Raw genomic sequence first — 18,435 nt, 5'->3', positions numbered from 1 at the left:
TCAGCAGTTGTCGTAATCCCAGCCGTCGATGATCGCGACTGCGTCTTTTGCGGTCTCTACGAAGCTGACGAGCTCGAGATCTTCGGGCGAGATCGTCCCGGCCTCGGCCAGCCGATCCCAGTTGATGATCTCTTCCCAGAATTTTCGCCCGAACAGGATGAAGGGGATCTTCGACATCCGCCCCGTCTGGATCAGCGTCAGCGCCTCGAACATCTCGTCGAGCGTGCCGAAGCCGCCGGGGAAAACGCAGACGGCGCGGGCGCGCATCAGGAAATGCATCTTCCGGATCGCGAAATAGTGGAAGTTGAACGTCAGATCGGGCGTCACGAATTCGTTGGGCGCCTGCTCGTGCGGCAGCACGATATTGAGGCCGATGGACTGTCCGCCCGCTTCATGCGCGCCGCGGTTGCCTGCCTCCATCACGCCGGGGCCACCGCCGGTGCAGATCACGTTCTCCCGGCCATATTCCTGCATCGAACGCTCCGTCATCGCGCGGGCGAAGCTGCGGGCCTCCTCGTAGTAACCCGACAGTTCCGCGAGATATTCGGTCTTGGCGCTCGCCTTGTTTTCGGGGGCAGGGATGCGTGCGCCGCCGAACATGACGATGGTCGACTCGATCCCGCGCTCGTCCATGATCAGCTGCGGCTTGAGCAATTCGAGCTGCAGCCGAACCGGGCGCAGCTCGTCGCGCAGCATGAAATCCACGTCCGTATAGGCCAGCCGATAGGCGGGCGCGCGGGTCTGTGGCGTGTCGGGAATGTTCTTTGCGGTCTGCGCGTCTTCCCGCGAGTGGCGGAACGAATGCGTCGTGTCGTCCTTCATAGGGGCACCTGCTCATTGCGCGATTGGCTCTGACCAACTATAGGCTGAACGCTGTAAAGGCCACCTGAAAGAGGATTTGCCCATGTCGAACGCCGCGCTCGAAACTGCAATCGAAGCCGCTTGGGAAGCCCGCGACACGATCACCCCGTCAACCGGCGGTGAGACCCGCGAGGCGATCGAGGACACGCTCAACGCGCTGGATCGCGGCGAGCTGCGTGTGGCCGAAAAGCGCGAGAACGGCGATTGGCATGTGAACCAATGGGCCAAGAAGGCGGTTCTGTTGGGCTTCCGCCTGAAGGACATGGAGCAGCAGGATGGCGGCCCGCAGGGCGGTCACTGGTGGGACAAGGTCGACAGCAAGTTCAAGGGCTGGGGCGACAACGAGTGGAAAGCCGGAGGTTTCCGCGCCGTGCCGAACTGCATCGTGCGTAAATCGGCCTACATCGCACCGGGCGTGGTGCTGATGCCCTCTTTCGTGAACCTCGGCGCCTATGTCGACGAGGGCACGATGGTCGACACCTGGGCCACCGTCGGCAGCTGCGCGCAGATCGGCAAGGGCGTTCACCTCTCGGGCGGCGTCGGCATCGGCGGGGTGCTGGAGCCGATGCAGGCCGGCCCGACCATCATCGAAGACAACTGCTTCATCGGCGCGCGCTCGGAAGTCGTCGAAGGCTGCATCGTGCGCGAAGGCTCGGTTCTGGGCATGGGCGTCTATATCGGCAAGTCGACCAAGATCGTTGATCGGGAGACCGGCGACGTGATGTATGGCGAAGTGCCACCCTATTCGGTCGTCGTGTCGGGCTCGATGCCGTCCAAGAACGGCATCAACCTCTACTGCGCGGTGATCGTGAAGCGCGTCGACGCACAAACCCGGTCGAAGACCGGCATCAACGAGCTGCTGCGTGACTGACAAGCCGGAAAAGCCGAAGAAGAAACCCTCGCGCCAGCAGGTCTTCACCCTGCTGGTCGAGGTCGGTCGCTCGCCCAATGACGGTCTGCCGAAAGGCGCGTCCGGCGCGGGGCTGCTCTGCTACGCATCGGGGGTGGACGAGGCAGAGGCCGTGCGCGAGACCGTGGCGATCCTCAAGCAGGCCGAGATGGCGCCGCTTGACGTTACGGGTTACGGCACGCTCGCGGAACGCGAAAAACAGGGGCACGAGATCGACGACGCTGAACGTGAATTGATGCAACGGGCGCTCGACGAGAACTCCGTGATAATCGCCCAGATGGAGCCGTTTTTCGGCAACGACAAGAAGCCGCTGCAGTAAGCCATAGAGTGTCTTTTGACGCCCGTTGAAACCTCACGAACCGTTGATACAGTGGTTCAAAGGGCAAAACAGCGAGCAGGCAACATGGCAATTCCGGGCAAGATTATCCCACTGACATTCATGGCGTTTTCCGCGCTCTCGGCCTGTGCGGGGCCTCCCGAATCCTCGCCTCGGCCGCTGGCGCGGGGCAGCGCGCCCGTGGCGGATCCGATCCCGCCGACGGACGCCGCAACGGAAGCGCGTTTCGAGTCCTGGCTCGCAGGCTTCAAATCACGCGCGCTGGCGAACGGCATCACCGAGTACACCTGGAACCGCGCGATGGCCGACGTGCGCTACAATCCCAAGGTGATCGAACGCGACCGCTACCAATCGGAATTCACCAAGTCGATCTGGGACTACCTCGACAGCGCGGTCTCGGATGAGCGCGTCGCCACCGGCAAGCAGATGCTGCGCCAATATGGCCCGCAGCTGGATGCGATCGAACGCAAATACGGGGTCGACAAGGAAGTCGTCGTCGCGATCTGGGGCATGGAGAGCCGTTACGGCGCCTATCGTGGGAAGACGGCGATCATCCCGGCGCTCGCGACGCTGGCCTATGACGGGCGACGCGGCGAGTTCTTCGCCAAGCAGCTGATCGCCGCGCTCAAGATCATCCAGTCCGGCGACGTGGATGCGCGGCACATGACCGGCTCCTGGGCCGGGGCAATGGGCCACACGCAGTTCATCCCGACCTCCTATCTGTCCTATGCGGTTGATTTCACCGGCGATGGTCGGCGCGATATCTGGTCGGAAGATCCAACCGATGCCCTGGCCTCGACGGCGGCCTATCTGGCGCGCTCGGGCTGGTCGAAGGGGCAGCCCTGGGGCGTCGAGGTCATCCTGCCCTCTGGCTTCAACTACGGCCTCACCGGCAAGGGCACGAAGAAGAGCCCTGCCGATTGGGCGGCGCTTGGCGTGCGCTCGGCCACGGGCGGCACGGTGCCGAATTATGGCTCGGCGTCGATCCTCGTGCCCGCAGGCGCGAAGGGACCGGCCTTCATGATCTTCGGAAACTTCCGCGCCATCTCGCGCTACAACTCCGCCGACAGCTACGTGATCGGCGTCGGGCATCTGTCGGATCGTCTGAAAGGGAAGGGGCCCTTCGTGCAGGATTGGCCCCGCACGGGCAAGCCGCTCAATTCGAAGCAGAAGGTCGAGCTGCAGGAGAGGTTGACCGCGGCGGGCTTCGATACGGACGGGACCGACGGCAAAATCGGCGCGAATACGTCGAAGGCGATCGTGGCCTTCCAGAAATCGCGCGGTCTGCCGCCCGATGGCTACGCTACGCTGGAGTTGCTGCAGGTGCTGCGCGGCTCGTGAATTGCTAGGCGTAAAGTTCAGGGGCGCGGGGGGTTACCTCCGCGCCTCTTGCTTTGAGATCTGCACCGCTAGAATGCCGCCTGCGATCACCAGCACGCCAAGCGCGTCGTGCCAGTCGACATGCTCGCCCAACACCGCCCAGGCGATCGCAACGCCGAAGACCGGCGTGAGGAAGTGGAACGTCGCCGCGCGCACCGCGCCGATGCGGCCCACGAGGCGGAACCACACCCAGGTCGCCATCAGGCCTGGCACGATTACCGTATAGGTGAAGGCCAGCGCCAGTTTCGGCGTGACGGTCACGTCCAGATGCTCGGTGAAGGCGGAGACCACGGCGAGGCTCACGGAACCCACCAGCATCTGCAGCCCGACGATCATCAAGACGCCGCCGCCGCCGCCGCCGCTCGCGCCGCGCACGGTCAGCGTGGCCACTGCCAGTGCCAAGGCGCCCGCGACGCAAAGACCCAGCCCGAACGGATCGATCCCGCCTTGCAGCCGCGCCCCCATGATGATGCCAACGCCCGCGAAACCCGCGATCAGCCCGGCGATACCGAGGAGCGGAATCCGGTCGCGGAAGACGATCCATCCGAGCGCGCCGACGATCAGCGGCATGGTCGAGGCGATGATCGCGGCGACCGAGGCTTCGACCGTCGTCATCGCGACCCAGTTAAACCCCAGGTAGAGCGCGTTTTGACAAATACCGAAAATGATCGTGGCGCGCCATTGGGCCCGGCTCAGCCGCCAGCTTTGCCCGAAGGCCAGCGCAAGCGCGATGCCGATCCCGCCGGACAGGGCGAACCGCAACGCCAGCGCCGCAAGGGGCGGCGCCTCCGCCACGATGATATGCGTGGACGTGAAAGCCGAAGACCACATCAGGGCAAAGGCGAGCCCCATTCCGATCGCGCGCAGATCCATCTTTCCTCCGGGCCTGAAAAAGGGCGCCCCGATTGCTCGCGGGCGCCCTAAAAACTTGGCTGTCCCTCTCTAGAGAGAGTCCTGCGATCAGGAGTTCACGCTGTCCTTGAGCGCTTTCGCCACGGTCACTTTGACCTGCTTGTCAGCCGGCTTTTGCATCTGCTCGCCGGTGGCCGGGTTGCGGACCATGCGCTCGGGGCGCTCGCGGCAGTAGACTTTGCCAATGCCCGGCAGGGTAACGGCGCCGCCGTTCGACACTTCTTTGGTGACGACGTCGGTGATTGCGTCGAGCGCGGCCGAAGCCGTCTTCTTGTCGGCGTCCATCGCCTCGGCGAGGGCTGCCACCAGCTGGGTCTTGGTCATCGGTTTCGACATGTTCGTTCCTCTCTCCGCCCCGGTAATCCAGGGTCAATTTCGTCCGCGTTGCACGGTTGGTGGGCCATGTTCCACACGTTTTTATTGAGCATGGCAAGCCCTTTTCCCAGAATGCGCGGGTTTTTCCCACGTCACAGAAAAGCTGTTTCCTCGAAGCTACGCAATTTCCGGCTGTGAATACGATCCAGAGGCATCTCGCGAAGTTTCTCCATCGCGAGGATGCCGATCAGCAAATGGCTCGCCACCTGCGTGCGGTAGAATTCGGTCGCCATGCCGGGCAGCTTCAGCTCGCCATGCAGCGGTTTGTCCGAGACGCAGAGAAGCGTGCCGTAGGGCACCCGGAAGCGGAAGCCGTTCGCCGCGATCGTCGCGCTTTCCATATCGAGCGCAACTGCGCGCGACTGGCTCAGCCGATGGACCGGGCCTGACTGGTCTCTCAACTCCCAGTTGCGGTTGTCGATCGTCGCTACCGTACCGGTGCGCATGATCCGCTTCAGCTCGTAGCCTTCGAGTTTCGTCACCTCTGCCACCGCTTCCTGCAGCGCGATCTGGATCTCGGCCAGCGCCGGGATCGGTACCCAGACGGGCAGGTCGTCGTCGAGCACGTGGTCCTCGCGCAGATAGGCATGGGCTAGCACGAAATCGCCCAGCTGCTGCGAATTGCGAAGCCCCGCGCAGTGACCGACCATCAGCCACGCATGCGGGCGCAGCACGGCGATATGGTCCGTCGCGGTCTTCGCATTGGACGGGCCGACGCCGATATTGACCAGCGTGATCCCGCCGCCATCGGCGCGCTTGAGGTGATAGGCGGGCATCTGCGGCAGTTTGGCGAGGCCCGGGATATCGTCCTGCGGATCGGTGATCTCCTGATTGCCCGGCGCGACGAAGCTTGTGTAGCCCGAGTTCTTGTCGCCCAGCAGGCGGCGCGCAACGGCCTCGAACTCGTCGACATAGAACTGGTAGTTCGTGAACAGCACGTGGTTCTGGAAATGCTCGGCCTTGGTCGCGGTGTAATGCGACAGGCGCGCCAGCGAGTAATCCACCCGCTGCGCGGTGAAGGGCGCGAGATGGCCCGAGCCATCCGGGTTCGGCCCCGCCATGCCGTTGACGATGTCGTCGTTCATTCCCGCAAGGTCCGGCACGTCGAACACGTCGCGCAGCGAGAAGTCGAGAACGCCTTCCTGCGGCACCGTCACTTCCGGATGCGCGGCGACGGCGAAATGCACCGGGATCGGGGTTTCCGACGGGCCGACCGTGACCGGAATGTTGTGGTTCTTGATAAGCAGGCCCAGTTGCTGCGTCAGGTAGTTGCGGAACAGGTCGGGGCGCGTGATCGTCGCCATGTAGGTACCCGGCAGCGCCACATGGCCAAAACTCAGCCGGCTGTCGGCCTTGATATGCGATGGCACAGAGATGCGCACTTCCGGGTAGAAGGCGCGAAAGCGGTTCCGCGCGGTCTTGCTCTCCAGTGTCTCGTTGAATTTCTCGAGCAGGAAGGCGGTCGCCTCGTCATAGAGCGCCTCGAGCCGGGCCACGGCCTCGGCGGCATCGGTGAAGCTCTCCGCAGGGGCTGCGTCAGGGGTGATGAGGTCTAGCGTTTCATTCATTCAAAAAGATCCGTCAGTTCAAAACGCGTCACGTCGACAAGGCCAAGATCCGAAATGCGGATCTCGGGAATGACGACGAGCGCGAGCAGCGAATGCTGCATGTAAGCGTTGTTCAAAGTGCAGCCGCAGGCGCCCATCGCCTCGACCATCTTGGCGGCGCGCGCGGCGACCGTTTGTGCCGGATCGTCCGACATCAGCCCTGCGATCGGCAGCGGGACGGCGGCGATTTCTGCGCCGTCCTTCCAGACAGAGACGCCGCCGCCCATTTTTCCAAGCGCATTGGCGCAGGCGGCCATCATCTCGCGGTCGGTGCCGACCACGATCATGTGGTGGCTGTCATGGGCCACGGTCGAGCCCATGGCCATGCGCCCTTTGTAGCCGAAGCCCGAGACGAAGCCGTTGGTGACGCCGCCCGTGCCCTGATGGCGCTCCACCAGCGCGATCTGGGCGATGTCCTTGGGGGTGTCGGGCTGGGCGAGCCCGTCGGTCACGTCCAGCTCTGCGGTCAGCGCCTTGGTCGGGGCCTGGTTCTCGACCACGCCGATCACCTTGGCGGTCACTGTGTTAGCGCCCTCCGGTGCCGCGATCTCAAAATCCGCGGCGGTAAGGGTCTTGCCCAGATGCACCGTGTTGCGAGCGCTCTCGGGCCAGTCGTAATGCGGGCAGTCCGCCACCAGCTTTCCATCCTTCGCCACCGTGCGCCCACGTGCGATGACCTGCTCGACCGGCAGGGTCGCCAGATCCGAGGTCAGGATCACATCGGCCCGGCGGCCCGGCGTGATCGAGCCCAGCTCGCGCTCCAGCCCGAAATGGGTCGCGGTGTTGAGCGTGCACATCTGCAGCGCGACCAGCGGATCGGCCCCGCATTCCACCGCATGGCGGAAGACGCGGTTCATATGCCCGTCATTCACCAGCGTGCCGGAATGGCAGTCGTCGGTGCAAAGAATGAAATTGCGCGGGTCGAGACCCTTCTCGGTGACGGCAGTGATCTGCGTCTCCACGTCATACCAAGCCGAGCCCAGCCGCATCATCGAGCGCATCCCGTTGCGTACCCGCGCGATCGCGTCGGCCTCGCAGGTGCCTTCGTGATCGTCGGCGGGCCCGCCCGCGACATAGGCCCGGAACGGCGCGCCCAGATCGGGGGAGGCGTAATGTCCGCCCACGGTCTTATGCGCGTTCTGCGTCGCTGCGATCTCGGCGAGCATCTTCGGGTCGGCATTGATCACGCCGGGGAAGTTCATCATCTCGCCCAGACCGATGATGCCGGGCCATGTCATCGCCTCGGCCACATCTTCGGGGGTGATCTCGAAGCCCGTCGTTTCCAGCCCGGGCGCAGAGGGCGCGCAGGAAGGCATCTGGGTGAAGATGTTGACGGGCTGCATCAGCGCCTCGTCATGCATCATCCGCACGCCGTCGAGCCCCAGCACATTCGCGATCTCATGCGGATCGGTGAACATGCTCGTCGTGCCGTGGGGGATCACGGCGGCGGCGAATTCGGCGGGCGTGAGCATCCCGCTCTCGATATGCATATGCGCGTCGCACAGGCCCGGCACCATATAGCGCCCTCCGGCCTCGATCACTTCGGTATCGGGTCCGATGCTGTCCGAGAGATCGGGGGCCACGGCCGCAAATCTCCCCTCGGCCACGGAAATATCGTAGCCGTCGAGAACCTCTCGTGTGTGGACATTGACCCATTTGCCACCCCGGATCACGAGGTCGGCAGGTTCGCGCCCGGCAGCCACGGCAATCAATCGCGGTGCGGCTTCGGGCCAGGATTTGATCTTGTTCTTCTGTTCCATGTCCAAGCCTGTCATTGCGTGCGGGAAGGTTCAAGAGACGTTGTTATGCCTTCACACAGCCTCTACCTATGACGGATGACAGAAACGCAAAGGAGGCCGTGATGCCGACGCTTCTTTCCATCGGGCACGGCTATTCCGCCCGTGCACTCGCACCGCTTCTTCTGGCGCGTGGCTGGCGCGTGATCGGCACCACGCGCAGCGACGAGAAGGCCGAAATGCTGCGCAGCGAAGGCGTGGAGCCGCTGGTCTGGGAAGGTGGGCCTCTGCCGCTCGATCAAGCGACGCATCTGCTGTCTTCGGTGGCCCCGGGACAGGAGGGTGATCCGGCTCTCGCTGCGCAGCATTCCGAAATTGCTGCATCGCGGCATCTGGAGTGGATCGGCTATCTTTCGACCGTCGGCGTCTATGGCGATCACGCGGGCGGCTGGGTAGATGAGGCAACGCCGCTGACCCCCTCGACCAAGCGCGGGCAGGCGCGGGTGGAGGCCGAGGCGGCTTGGGGTGCGCTGGCCGCAGCCCATGACCTGCCGCTGCATATCTTCCGGCTCGCGGGCATCTACGGCCCCGGGCGCGGGCCCTTCGAGAAGGTGCGGCAGGGCAAGGCCCGGCGGATTATCAAGGAGGGGCAGGTCTTCTCGCGCATTCATGTCGAGGACATCGCGCAGGTGCTGCTCGCCTCGATCGACCGTCCCGATCCGGGCGCGGTCTATAATGTCTGCGACGACGATCCCGCGCCGCCGCAGGACGTGATCGCCTATGCTGCGGAACTGCTCGACCTGCCGCTACCGCCCGAGGTGCCGTTTGAGGAGGCCGATCTTAGCCCGATGGCGCGCAGCTTCTATGCGGAGAGCAAGCGAGTGCGAAACGACAAGATCAAACACGACCTCGGAGTCACGCTGCGCTATCCGGATTACCGCGCAGGGCTGCGCGCGCTTCTCGATCAGGCGGGCTGAAGCTCCACCCGCTTCTCGCGCACGGGCAGGTGTACGATGGCGGAGAAGGCACCCACGCCCACGCCAACCCACCAGACCAGCGTATAATCCCCGTAGATGTCGTAGAGCTTGCCGCCCAGCCAGACGCCGAGGAAGGCGCCCACCTGGTGCGAGAAGAAGACTATCCCGTAAAGCGTGCCCATGTAGCGCAGCCCGTAGATATGCGCGACCAGCCCCGAGGTCAGCGGCACGGTCGCGAGCCACAGCGCCCCCATCGCGAGCGAGAACATCAGCACCGTCGCGGGCGTCATCGGCGTCAGGATGAATGCGGCGGCGACGAATGTGCGCAGCAGGTAAACTCCCGCCAGCAGGTATTTCTTCGACCATCGCTTGCCCGCCCAACCCGCATAGATCGTGCCAGCGATATTGGCGAGGCCGATCACCGAGATCGCGGCGGCGCCGAGCGCCGAGGTGGTCTCGATCCCGATCCCGGCCAGCAACGATCCGGGCGGCACCGCGCCGCACATCTCGGTCACCATCGCGGGGAAATGCGCCGTGATGAAGCCCAGCTGATAACCACAGGAGAAGAAGCCGAGGAAGATCAGCGTGTAGGACGGATCGCGGAAGGCGCGCATCAGAACGGTGCCCATGCTCTCGGCCATCTCTTCGCGGCTGGCGCGCTCAGGCGCGCGGATCAGCGGCAGGAAGGCCAGCGAGGCGAGGATCACGGCGGCGAAGATCACGAAGACGGTCTGCCACGGGAAATGGCCTAGCAGCAGCTCCGCCATCGGCGCGCCGAAGACCTGACCGGCCGAGCCTGCCGCCGTCGCGATGCCAAGCGCAAGCGAGCGGTTCTCGTCCGAGGTCGCTCGGCCTACCACGGCGAGGATCACGCCGAAGCCGGTACCCGCGATGCCGAAACCCACGAGGATTTCCAGAAGCTGATGCTGTCCAGGCTCCACCGCGAAGGCCGAGAGCACGAGGCCGAGCGCATAGACCAGCGCACCGAGGATGATCGCCAGCCGGTCGCCCCAGCGCTCGGCAATCGCGCCGAAAATCGGCTGACCGATGCCCCAAGCGAGGTTCTGCACCGCGATGGCGAGCGAGAATTCGGCGCGTGGCCAGTTGAACTCGCTGGCGATCGGAATCTGGAAAACGCCGAAGCTCGCCCGGATGGCGAAGCTCAGCATCAGGATCACGGCCCCTCCGATCAGAACCGGCGTGAACAGTCTGCCTTGTGTCATTCTACGTCTCCCGGCGGATCTCCCTTCCGCGCGGGCGGCATATCGCCATGGATGCTGCAGCGCGTCAATCGCGAGCTTGTCTCGGTCACAATCGCGCGGGAATGCCCCAGAGCCGCTCTTGAACCTCCCCCGCAGCCATGGCCCAATGGCGTGACTTTCGAGGGGAGGTAGGATGTATACGGTTATCGGAACGGTCGGCTCGCGGACGCTGCGCGTGTTGTGGATGCTGGAGGAGCTGGGCGCGGAGTATCAGCACGTGCGGGCCGCGCCGCGCTCGGAGGATGTCGTGGCCTTCAACCCGGCAGGCAAGGTGCCGGTGCTCGTTGTCGACGGCACGCCGATCACCGATTCCACCGCGATCCTCACTTATCTTGCTGATGCGCATGGGAAGTTCACCCATGAGGCGGGTACGCTGGAGCGCGCGCGGCAGGACAGCCTGACGCAATTCCTGCTCGACGAGTTCGATGCGAATCTCTGGACCGCCGCGCGCCACAGTTTCGTCCTGCCCGAAGAACTGCGGCTGTCGGGCATCAAGAATTCCCTGCGCTGGGAGTTCGAGCGTTCGCAGCGCACGCTGATCCACCGAATGGGGGATGGGGAGTTCGTGATGGGCGAGGAAATGACCGTGCCCGATATCATCCTGACGCATTGCCTCGACTGGGCGCTGATGGCGAAATTCCCGATCGTCGAGCATCGGCTGAGCGAATATCACGACCGGATGCGGGCGCGCCCCGCCTATAAGCGCGCGGTCGCGAAGCGGGACGAGTAAGGGGCTCTTCCCCCGGTGCTACGGACCTCCCCCGGGATTTTCTATCAAGAAGAAGCGAGCCGTTGGACCGCGGCGCGTCCGGCATGGCGGCCGGAGGCGAGGCAGGCGGTCAGCAGATAGCCGCCCGTCGGGGCCTCCCAGTCGAGCATTTCGCCCGCTGCGTAGAGGCCGGGCAGGGCGGTCAGTTCCAGATCGTCGGTGAGGCTGTCCCACGCGATGCCGCCCGCGCTGGAGATCGCCTCGGCGATCGGGCGCGGCGCGCCGAGAGGCACGGGCAAGGATTTGAGCGTTGTCGCAAGTTGCGTCGGGTCCTTGGGTAGCGGGCGTCCCCATTCCAGAGCGAGCGCGAGTTTCACCGGGTCCAGCTTCGCGCCTTTGCGCAGGCGGTTCGTAAGGCTCTGTTTGGGCGGGATCTTCGCAAGCCGTGCGGCAAGGTCTTCGGCGCTTTGATCCGGGGCGAGATCGAGGCTCAGCGGCGCGCCTTCGCGCAATTCGGCGGAAAGTTCATAGATGCCGCCGCCCTCAAGGCCACGCTCCGAGATCACGAATTCCCCGCGCGTGCGCTGGGTCGGCGTGATCAGCGCGGCACCTTTCACGGGCTGGCCGAGCTGGTTTGCCATATGCGCTGACCAGTCGATCTCGAACCCCATGTTGGCGGGGGCAAAGGGGGCGATCTTTACGCCTTTCGCGCTCAGCCAAGGCGCCCATGCCGCATCCGAGCCAAGCCGCGGCCAGCTTGCGCCGCCAAGCGCGAGAATCGTGGCATCGGGGCTCAGGCTCTGGCGCCCCTCGGGCGTGTCGAAGATCAGCGCGTCGCCGTCGAAGCCCTGCCAGCGCCAGCGGGTGTGGATCGTGACGCCGAGAGATTCGAGCCGCGCGATCCAGGCGCGCAGCATCGGCGAGGCTTTCATCACTGTCGGGAAGACCCGACCGGTGGAGCCGGTGAACAGCTCGATACCCAGATCGCGGGCGAAACTCTGCGTCGCCTCGGGGCCGAACGCGCGCGTGATCGCGGCGATCTGCGGGTGGGAATAATGGGACAGGAAGACGTCGAGCGGCTCATCCTTGGTCAGGTTCAGCCCGGACTTTCCCGCCATCAGGAATTTGCGCGCGAGCGTCGGCTTGGCCTCTGCCAATGTCACGGCGACACCGGCCCGCGCCAGTTCCTCGGCTGCCATCAGTCCCGCCGGGCCGCCACCGATGACGAGCGCGGATTTCGCCGCCGCGCTCACCGCCGGGCCAGCATCGCGAGCCGCATCAGCGCGCGCTCCATCACCGCCATCTGCGGCGCGCGGCTGGCGGAGCGCAGGGTCAGGTCGGTCTCGACCAGTTCCTTCAGCGCGGTCTCCAGCTTGAACATGCCCCAGCTTTGCGCCTGCCGCTGCATCCGGTCGCGGCGCGGGCCGAAGATCGGCGGACGCATCCGGGCGATGCCTGCACCGGGGCCTTGCGGGTCGGAGGCCGCGGCATGCAGCGCGCGGAAATGGCGCATCGCGGCGATGGCGAGCTGCACGGGTTGCACCCCTTGGCTTTCCAGCCGCCGCATAACCGGACCAAGCTCGGGCGCGCGGCCCTCGGCCACGATGGAGAGCACGTCATCGACGCCTGCCTCGACCGAAGACGGCGCGCAGGCAGCCACATCGGCAGGGGCAAGCGGCGTAGTGTCACCGAATTTGTAGAGCGCGATCTTCTCGACGGTCTGGCGGAAATCGCCCGGATCGAGCGCGCGAGACAGCGCCACGAGATCGGTCATCGCGTCGTTCGAGATGTCGCGCAGCCCGGCGCGGCGCAGGATATCCTCGATTTCCTCGCGGCTCGGCGGGTCGTCGTAAATCCCTACAGAATAGGCGTTGTTGTGACCCTCGAAAGCTTTGCGCAGCTTCGATTTCGCGGCGAGCGAGCCTGCGGTGATCACGATCTGCGCATCGCCTTCGCGCCATGCGTCGAGCGCGTTTTTCACTGCATCGGCTACTGCGTCGGTCGCGTCTTCGACGAAGGCCACGCGCGGGCCAGGGAAGAAGCCGACCTCCTTGATCGCATCGAGCAGCAGCGAGGGTTGCTTGCGCAGATCGCCGCCCGCGATCCGGCTCAGGCGCATCTCCTCTTCGCCCTTTGCGCCAATCAATGCGGCGATGACTTCCTGACGGCGGAGGGCCACGCGCATCGCATCGCCCCCGAAGATCAGCAGGCCGGTGCGCTCTGGCTCGGGTTTGGCGAAATAGCGGGTCGCTGCTACGCCGGTCAGTTTCATTCCGGAAGGCTCGGTGCTTGGGACAGCAGGCGCGTCACGATCTGATCGGCAAGGATCACCATCAGACGGCGATGCGCGTCTTCCTGCGCGGCCTGTGAGGCGACCACGGTGCCGGTCGCGGACCACGAGGTGAAGGAGGTGACGCGTCCGGTCAGCAGTACGGCGTTATCGGCCGCATCGCGCAGCGTGTAATCCACAGTGCCGTTCAACTGGTAGCGCGTGGTCGCGTTGTCGGGCGAGATGCCCTGACCGACCGCCTCGGTGTCGATCTTGTAATCGAGCCGGTAGCGGGTGGCCTGCGACGGGCCGAGCCGGGCATTCAGCTGCTGAACGAGGGCGAAGGCGTCGCGCGTCGTGGGCGCAGCCGGTTCGACCCCTTCGAGCAGTTTCGCAGCCCCGCCCTGAGGCCCGTAGGCCGGGGTGAAGCCGCAGCCCGCGAGCAGGCCAGCGGCCCCCGCGAGCCCCAGAAATCCGCGTCTGTCAGATGACCACATTGACGATCCGCCCCGGCACAACGATCAGCTTCTTGGGCTGGCCACCGGCCAGCGCCTTGACCACAGCTTCGTCGGCCAGAACCAGCTTTTCAACCTCTTCCTTCGGCATGTCCTTGGGCACCGAAATCTCGGCGCGGCGCTTGCCGTTGATCTGGATCGGCAGCGTCACCGAATCCTCGACTAGCAGGGCCGGGTCCGCCTCTGGCCAAGGGGCTGCGATCACGAAACCTTCGCCGCCCAGCATCGACCAGACCTCTTCGGCGAGGTGCGGGACCATCGGCGCCATCAGCTGCGCCATCAGCTTCATCGCTTCGCGCTTGGTCTCGGCCCCGGCCTTCGATTTCGACATCGTGTTGGTCAGGCCGTAGAGCGTCGCGACCGCCTTGTTGAAGGTGAAGCCCTCGATCGATTTGGTGACCTCGTCGATCGCCTTGTGGGTGGCCTTAAGCAGCGCCGTATCCTCGGCCTCGTTCGCGGGCGCATCCGAATTGGCGATATCGTCGGCAATGCGGTGCACGCGGGCGAGGAATTTCGACGTGGCTTCGGCGCCAGCGGCGGTCCACTCTACGTCCCGCTCGGGCGGGCTGTCGGACATCACGAAGAAGCGGGCGGTATCGGCCCCGAACTCGGCGATGATGTTCATCGGATCGACGACGTTCTTCTTCGATTTCGACATCTTGGCCGAGGGGATCGTCTCGACCGCTTCGCCGGTCGCCTTCAGCTTGCCGTCCTCGACCTCTTCGGGGAGGTGGTAGACGGGGCGATTCTTGGCGTCGCGCGTGAGGTAGATCTCGTGCGTCACCATGCCTTGTGTGAAGAGCGCATCGAACGGCTCGATCGCTTTCGCTGGCAGGTGGCCGGTCTTGTGCATCGCGCGGGCATAGAAGCGCGAATAGAGCAGGTGCAGAATCGCATGCTCGATGCCGCCGATATATTGATCGACGTTCATCCAATACTCGGCCTCGGCCGGATCGGTCGGCGTGGCGGCACCGGGCGAGGTGAAGCGCGCGTAATACCAGCTCGAATCGACGAAGGTATCCATCGTATCGGTCTCGCGCTGACCCGGCCCGCCGCAATTCGGGCAGGTGCAGTCGCGCCAGCTGGGATGACGGTCGAGCGGGTTGCCAGGGATCGAGAAGTCGATCTTCTGGCCGTCCTCGTCGTAAGGCAGCTCGACGGGCAGGTTTTCCTTCTTCTCCGGCACCACGCCGCAGGTCTCGCAATGCACGACCGGAATCGGGCAGCCCCAGTAGCGCTGGCGGCTCAGGCCCCAGTCGCGCAGGCGGAACTTGGTCACGCCCTGACCGATGCCGTTTTCCTCGCAGAAGGCGATCGCGGCTGCTACGCCCTCTTCGCCGGTCTGCACTTCGTCGCCTGCGAAGCCTCGGATATAGCGGACTTTTTCCGATTTCAGCGGGACGTATTCGGCGTCGGAATAGTCGCCCTCGAGCGGCTCGAAAACGGGCGTGATCGGCAGCTTGTATTTCGTCGCGAATTCGAAGTCGCGCGCGTCATGCGCCGGGCAGCCGAAGATCGCGCCGGTGCCGTAATCCATCAGGATGAAGTTCGCGATATAGACCGGCAGTTCCCAGCTCGTGTCGAGCGGGTGGCGGACCTTGATGCCGGTATCCATCCCGAGCTTCTCGGCAGTCTCGATGGCTTCTTCCGTCGTGCCGCCTGCACGGCATTTCGCGACGAATTCCGCGACCTTGGGATCGTGGCGTTCCAGATGCTTGGCGAGCGGGTGATCGGGCGAGATCGCCGCAAAGCTAGCACCGCGCAGCGTGTCGGGGCGGGTCGTGTAGACCTCCAGCCGGTCGAAACCTTCCGGCGCATCGACGGTCGAGAAGGCGAATTGCAGGCCGCGCGATTTCCCGATCCAGTTTGCCTGCATCAGGCGCACCTTCTCGGGCCAGTCTTTCAGGTTGTCGAGCGCGTCGAGCAGTTCTTCGGCATAGTCGGAAATCTTGAAGAACCACTGCGTCAGCTCGCGGCGTTCGACCTCGGCGCCAGAGCGCCAGCCCTTGCCGTCGATCACCTGTTCATTGGCAAGCACGGTCATGTCGACCGGGTCCCAGTTCACCACCGCGTTCTTGCGATAGACGAGACCGGCCTCGAGCATGTCGATGAACATCGCCTGCTGTTGGCCGTAATAGTCCGGGTCGCAGGTCGCGAATTCGCGCGACCAGTCGATCGAGAGGCCCAGCGGCTTCATCTGGTCCTTCATTACGGCGATATTGCCGTAGGTCCAGTCCTTCGGGTGACCGCCATTGTCCATCGCGGCGTTCTCGGCGGGCATCCCGAAAGCATCCCAGCCCATCGGATGCAGCACGGAAAAGCCCTTCGCCATCTTGTAGCGCGCGACGACGTCGCCCATCGTGTAGTTGCGCACATGGCCCATATGGATGCGGCCCGACGGGTAGGGGAACATCTCGAGGACGTAATATTTCGGCTTGGCCGGATCACGGCGCGCGGCGAAGAGATCCGCCTTGTTCCAGGCCTCTTGCCATTTCGTCTCGCTCTGGCTCGGTTCGTAGCGTGCCATGTCGGGCCCCTCATCACGTCGAATTCTGCGCGAGCTTGCTACACTGGCCTTGGGGGCGAGGTCCAGCCGCCGCGCTCATTTGGACAGAAATATCCCCGCCGGAGGCTGGCTCGGGCGGGGATCTGAATGCGTCCTGCGGTCGACTTTCGGGATCAGAGTTGTGAGTCGCGGACCCGCAGCTGACGTGCGCGGGTGAGAATCGCGTTCTCCACGGCGCGCTGCGTATCGGCGGAAACTGCTCCGCCCCGGGTGCGGATCGACACTTTCAGCGAGCGCGCATCGAGCGCCGGATCGGTGACGTAAACAGTGGCTTTGTAGGCGCGACCGCCGCCCGGCGGGGTGCCGTAGCCGGTCACGATGACGCCGGAGAAGGGGTCAACCTCTTGAATCGGCAGGAAGTCGAGCACTTCGAGCGAAGCCTGCCAGAGATACTTGTTCACCTCGACGGTGATGTTCGGATCGCCCTTGCCGCTGAAGAGGTCCCAAACGGTGGATTTTTTCTGAACCCGGCGCGAGGGCCCGTCGATTACGGCCTCGTTGGAGCCGGACAGGTGGTCGAGCTGATTGGCATCGCGCTGCGCGGGGGTGCCACCGCTACCCGAGAAGATGTTGCCGCTCGAGATACCCTTGCCGCAGCCTGCGAGCGCGAGGCACAGGCCCAGAATTGCCGTGCGTTTCAAAAGGGTTCTGGAAGTCATGCGAAGCTGTCCCCGTCGGCCTGCGTCATTGGTTGCCTTTTCTCTAGCCCATGGCCCCAAGCCCGACAAGGTTTTTCCCTTTTCGCCCCGGAATTCGCCCGATCGGCCCGCTGCCATTCGCGGGTCTTGTGCCGCTATACACGCACATGAGGGCTCTCGCGAGGCGATGGCAAGGAAAGGCTGCAAGGGCGGGCTGACGTTACTGTGACATGTCTGCACCATCAAACGCCCTATTCGACCGGGGCGGGCGCTTTGAGTTGCAATAAAAGGGGTGGGGAGAGAAAACACCGTCATACCCAACTTCGGATTCCCCAGGTTGGGGGTTACCTGTAAGACAATGAGGGAAAACGATGAAAAAGGTTCTCTTCGCGACGACCGCGCTCGTGTTCTCGGCTGGCATCGCTGCCGCTGAGGTCTCGGTTGGCGGCGACGGCCGCATGGGTGTCGTGTACAACGGCTCCGACTGGAACTTCTCGAGCCGTGTCCGCGTCTCGTTCACCGCTTCGGGCACCACCGACGGTGGTCTGGAATTCGGTGGCTCGATCCGGGCTGACAACGCTGGCGGCGGCGCTGCTGGCACCGCTGGCTCCGTCTACATCTCCGGCGCATTCGGCAAGCTCTCGATGGGCGACGTTGTCGGCGCTTCGGAAGCTCTGTTCGGCGACTTCTACGAAGTTGGCTACACCGACCTGTCCTCGCAAAACACCATCCCCGGTTCGGGCACTGGTTTCTCGAACGACATCCTGTACCTGACCGGTGACAACGGCGGCAATGTTGGTTCGTCGATCACTCCGATCACCGGTACCGGCACCACGGCAACCGGGATCGCTGTTGCGAACACCGGCCCGAACCTGCTGTACACTGGTACCTTCGGTGCGTTCTCGGTCGCAGCCTCGATGTCGGACGGCAAAGCTGGCTCGGTCTCCGAGAACCAAGAGTACGCTGTCGCTGGTGCTTACACCTTCGGCAACTACACCGTTGGTCTCGGCTACGAATACCTCGACGGTACCGGTGCTACCTGGACCGCGGCGGGCTTCAGCGGCAAAGCTGACATGATCACCCTCGCTGGTGTCGCTCAGTTCGGCAACACCTCGGTCAAAGCTGGTGTTGCTCACATCGGCAAAGACCTGGACGCTGACTGGTACGGCATCGGTGCTTCGTCGGTCTTCGGCGCGACCACCGTCGGTGGCTACGTTCAGCACATCGAAGACAACAACGCCAACATGGACGTGACCTGGTACGGCCTCGGCGCTGAGTACGACCTCGGCGGCGGCGCTTCGATCAAGGGCGGCGTTGCTGACAACGACCTCTCGGGTTCGGACATGGTTGCTGACCTCGGCGTGAAGTTCTCGTTCTAATC

At 64.4% G+C, this 18,435-nt stretch carries 17 protein-coding genes; 6 read left to right on the top strand and 11 right to left on the bottom strand.

Annotated features, from left to right (window positions below; translation table 11 throughout):
- The gene (locus tag DEM26_RS15905) at positions 1–822 is read right to left on the bottom strand and encodes an LOG family protein (RefSeq protein WP_075776792.1); all 822 of its coding nucleotides are present in this window, start codon (positions 820–822) and stop codon (positions 1–3) included.
- An 82-nt stretch (positions 823–904) separates the two neighbouring features.
- Here DEM26_RS15905 and dapD point away from each other — a divergent pair, with 82 nt between their 5' ends.
- From dapD to DEM26_RS15890, 3 genes are all read left to right on the top strand, one after another.
- The gene (gene dapD / locus DEM26_RS15900) at positions 905–1,732 is read left to right on the top strand and encodes a 2,3,4,5-tetrahydropyridine-2,6-dicarboxylate N-succinyltransferase (RefSeq protein ID WP_075776793.1); all 828 of its coding nucleotides are present in this window, start codon (positions 905–907) and stop codon (positions 1,730–1,732) included.
- Entirely contained in the window at positions 1,725–2,090 is a 366-nt protein-coding gene (locus tag DEM26_RS15895) for a hypothetical protein (protein ID WP_075776794.1), read from the top strand. The genes dapD and DEM26_RS15895 overlap by 8 nt, the downstream gene beginning before the upstream one ends.
- Before the next feature lie 120 nt (positions 2,091–2,210).
- Positions 2,211–3,449 carry a lytic murein transglycosylase gene (locus DEM26_RS15890; RefSeq protein ID WP_369907859.1) on the top strand — a complete coding sequence of 413 codons (1,239 nt, stop codon included), beginning with the start codon at positions 2,211–2,213 and terminating at the stop codon, positions 3,447–3,449.
- Positions 3,450–3,482: 33 nt separating this feature from the next.
- On the opposite strand, the gene DEM26_RS15885 is transcribed toward DEM26_RS15890, so the two are convergent.
- The 4 genes from DEM26_RS15885 to ade all read right to left on the bottom strand — a co-directional run bounded on the left by DEM26_RS15885 (position 3,483) and on the right by ade (position 8,142).
- On the bottom strand, positions 3,483–4,361 hold the full coding sequence (locus DEM26_RS15885) for a DMT family transporter (RefSeq protein ID WP_109172821.1): 879 nt from the start codon (positions 4,359–4,361) through the stop codon (positions 3,483–3,485).
- Between the two features lie 87 nt (positions 4,362–4,448).
- The gene (locus DEM26_RS15880; RefSeq protein WP_075776797.1) at positions 4,449–4,736 is read right to left on the bottom strand and encodes an HU family DNA-binding protein; all 288 of its coding nucleotides are present in this window, start codon (positions 4,734–4,736) and stop codon (positions 4,449–4,451) included.
- A gap of 131 nt (positions 4,737–4,867) precedes the next feature.
- Positions 4,868–6,343, bottom strand: coding sequence for an AMP nucleosidase (locus DEM26_RS15875; protein WP_109172820.1), 1,476 nt, complete (start codon positions 6,341–6,343; stop codon positions 4,868–4,870).
- Positions 6,340–8,142 (bottom strand): adenine deaminase, encoded by a 1,803-nt coding sequence (gene ade, locus DEM26_RS15870; protein ID WP_109172819.1) that lies wholly within the window; start codon positions 8,140–8,142, stop codon positions 6,340–6,342. The genes DEM26_RS15875 and ade overlap by 4 nt, the downstream gene beginning before the upstream one ends.
- Positions 8,143–8,243: 101 nt before the next feature.
- On the opposite strand from ade, the gene DEM26_RS15865 reads away from it, so the two are divergent.
- Complete coding sequence (locus tag DEM26_RS15865) at positions 8,244–9,095, top strand: SDR family oxidoreductase (protein ID WP_088736107.1); 852 nt, start codon at positions 8,244–8,246, stop codon at positions 9,093–9,095.
- Here the strand turns inward: DEM26_RS15865 and DEM26_RS15860 are convergent.
- Entirely contained in the window at positions 9,083–10,318 is a 1,236-nt protein-coding gene (locus DEM26_RS15860) for an MFS transporter (protein WP_109172818.1), read from the bottom strand. The two genes, DEM26_RS15865 and DEM26_RS15860, sit on opposite strands and share 13 nt — an antisense overlap.
- A 172-nt stretch (positions 10,319–10,490) precedes the next feature.
- Between DEM26_RS15860 and DEM26_RS15855 the strand changes: the two genes are divergently transcribed.
- Complete coding sequence (locus DEM26_RS15855; protein WP_088720540.1) at positions 10,491–11,087, top strand: glutathione S-transferase family protein; 597 nt, start codon at positions 10,491–10,493, stop codon at positions 11,085–11,087.
- A 44-nt stretch (positions 11,088–11,131) separates the two neighbouring features.
- Here DEM26_RS15855 and DEM26_RS15850 read toward each other — a convergent pair whose 3' ends face one another.
- The 5 genes from DEM26_RS15850 to DEM26_RS15830 form a co-directional block, all read right to left on the bottom strand.
- Positions 11,132–12,319 (bottom strand): TIGR03862 family flavoprotein, encoded by a 1,188-nt coding sequence (locus DEM26_RS15850; RefSeq protein WP_255415039.1) that lies wholly within the window; start codon positions 12,317–12,319, stop codon positions 11,132–11,134.
- On the bottom strand, positions 12,316–13,338 hold the full coding sequence (gene holA / locus DEM26_RS15845; RefSeq protein WP_075776804.1) for a DNA polymerase III subunit delta: 1,023 nt from the start codon (positions 13,336–13,338) through the stop codon (positions 12,316–12,318). Before holA ends, DEM26_RS15850 begins: the two co-directional genes overlap by 4 nt.
- Entirely contained in the window at positions 13,335–13,832 is a 498-nt protein-coding gene (lptE, locus tag DEM26_RS15840; protein ID WP_088723414.1) for an LPS assembly lipoprotein LptE, read from the bottom strand. The genes holA and lptE overlap by 4 nt, the downstream gene beginning before the upstream one ends.
- Positions 13,819–16,377 carry a leucine--tRNA ligase gene (gene leuS / locus DEM26_RS15835; RefSeq protein WP_109172817.1) on the bottom strand — a complete coding sequence of 853 codons (2,559 nt, stop codon included), beginning with the start codon at positions 16,375–16,377 and terminating at the stop codon, positions 13,819–13,821. The genes lptE and leuS overlap by 14 nt, the downstream gene beginning before the upstream one ends.
- Positions 16,378–16,529: 152 nt before the next feature.
- The gene (locus tag DEM26_RS15830) at positions 16,530–17,075 is read right to left on the bottom strand and encodes a DUF3576 domain-containing protein (RefSeq protein ID WP_075776807.1); all 546 of its coding nucleotides are present in this window, start codon (positions 17,073–17,075) and stop codon (positions 16,530–16,532) included.
- 350 nt (positions 17,076–17,425) lie between these two features.
- On the opposite strand from DEM26_RS15830, the gene DEM26_RS15825 reads away from it, so the two are divergent.
- Positions 17,426–18,433 (top strand): porin, encoded by a 1,008-nt coding sequence (locus tag DEM26_RS15825; RefSeq protein WP_109172816.1) that lies wholly within the window; start codon positions 17,426–17,428, stop codon positions 18,431–18,433.
- The last annotated feature ends 2 nt before the right edge of the window (positions 18,434–18,435 follow it).

It is taken from the genome of Thioclava sp. NG1, assembly GCF_003122275.1.
In the GTDB taxonomy this organism is placed as follows: domain Bacteria; phylum Pseudomonadota; class Alphaproteobacteria; order Rhodobacterales; family Rhodobacteraceae; genus Thioclava; species Thioclava nitratireducens.
This window is presented reverse-complemented; position numbering and strand designations above follow the sequence as displayed.

Bases quoted from the DNA above. Each gene is read 5' to 3' on its own strand.
- DEM26_RS15885 (WP_109172821.1), bottom strand. From the start codon at position 4,361: ATGGATCTGCGCGCGATCGGAATGGGGCTCGCCTTTGCCCTGATGTGG.
- DEM26_RS15825 (WP_109172816.1), top strand. From the start codon at position 17,426: ATGAAAAAGGTTCTCTTCGCGACGACCGCGCTCGTGTTCTCGGCTGGC.
- leuS (WP_109172817.1), bottom strand. From the start codon at position 16,377: ATGGCACGCTACGAACCGAGCCAGAGCGAGACGAAATGGCAAGAGGCC.
- DEM26_RS15875 (WP_109172820.1), bottom strand. From the start codon at position 6,343: ATGAATGAAACGCTAGACCTCATCACCCCTGACGCAGCCCCTGCGGAG.
- lptE (WP_088723414.1), bottom strand. From the start codon at position 13,832: ATGTGGTCATCTGACAGACGCGGATTTCTGGGGCTCGCGGGGGCCGCT.
- DEM26_RS15880 (WP_075776797.1), bottom strand. From the start codon at position 4,736: ATGTCGAAACCGATGACCAAGACCCAGCTGGTGGCAGCCCTCGCCGAG.
- dapD (WP_075776793.1), top strand. From the start codon at position 905: ATGTCGAACGCCGCGCTCGAAACTGCAATCGAAGCCGCTTGGGAAGCC.
- DEM26_RS15865 (WP_088736107.1), top strand. From the start codon at position 8,244: ATGCCGACGCTTCTTTCCATCGGGCACGGCTATTCCGCCCGTGCACTC.
- DEM26_RS15855 (WP_088720540.1), top strand. From the start codon at position 10,491: ATGTATACGGTTATCGGAACGGTCGGCTCGCGGACGCTGCGCGTGTTG.
- DEM26_RS15830 (WP_075776807.1), bottom strand. From the start codon at position 17,075: ATGACTTCCAGAACCCTTTTGAAACGCACGGCAATTCTGGGCCTGTGC.
- holA (WP_075776804.1), bottom strand. From the start codon at position 13,338: ATGAAACTGACCGGCGTAGCAGCGACCCGCTATTTCGCCAAACCCGAG.
- ade (WP_109172819.1), bottom strand. From the start codon at position 8,142: ATGGAACAGAAGAACAAGATCAAATCCTGGCCCGAAGCCGCACCGCGA.
- DEM26_RS15860 (WP_109172818.1), bottom strand. From the start codon at position 10,318: ATGACACAAGGCAGACTGTTCACGCCGGTTCTGATCGGAGGGGCCGTG.
- DEM26_RS15905 (WP_075776792.1), bottom strand. From the start codon at position 822: ATGAAGGACGACACGACGCATTCGTTCCGCCACTCGCGGGAAGACGCG.
- DEM26_RS15890 (WP_369907859.1), top strand. From the start codon at position 2,211: ATGGCGTTTTCCGCGCTCTCGGCCTGTGCGGGGCCTCCCGAATCCTCG.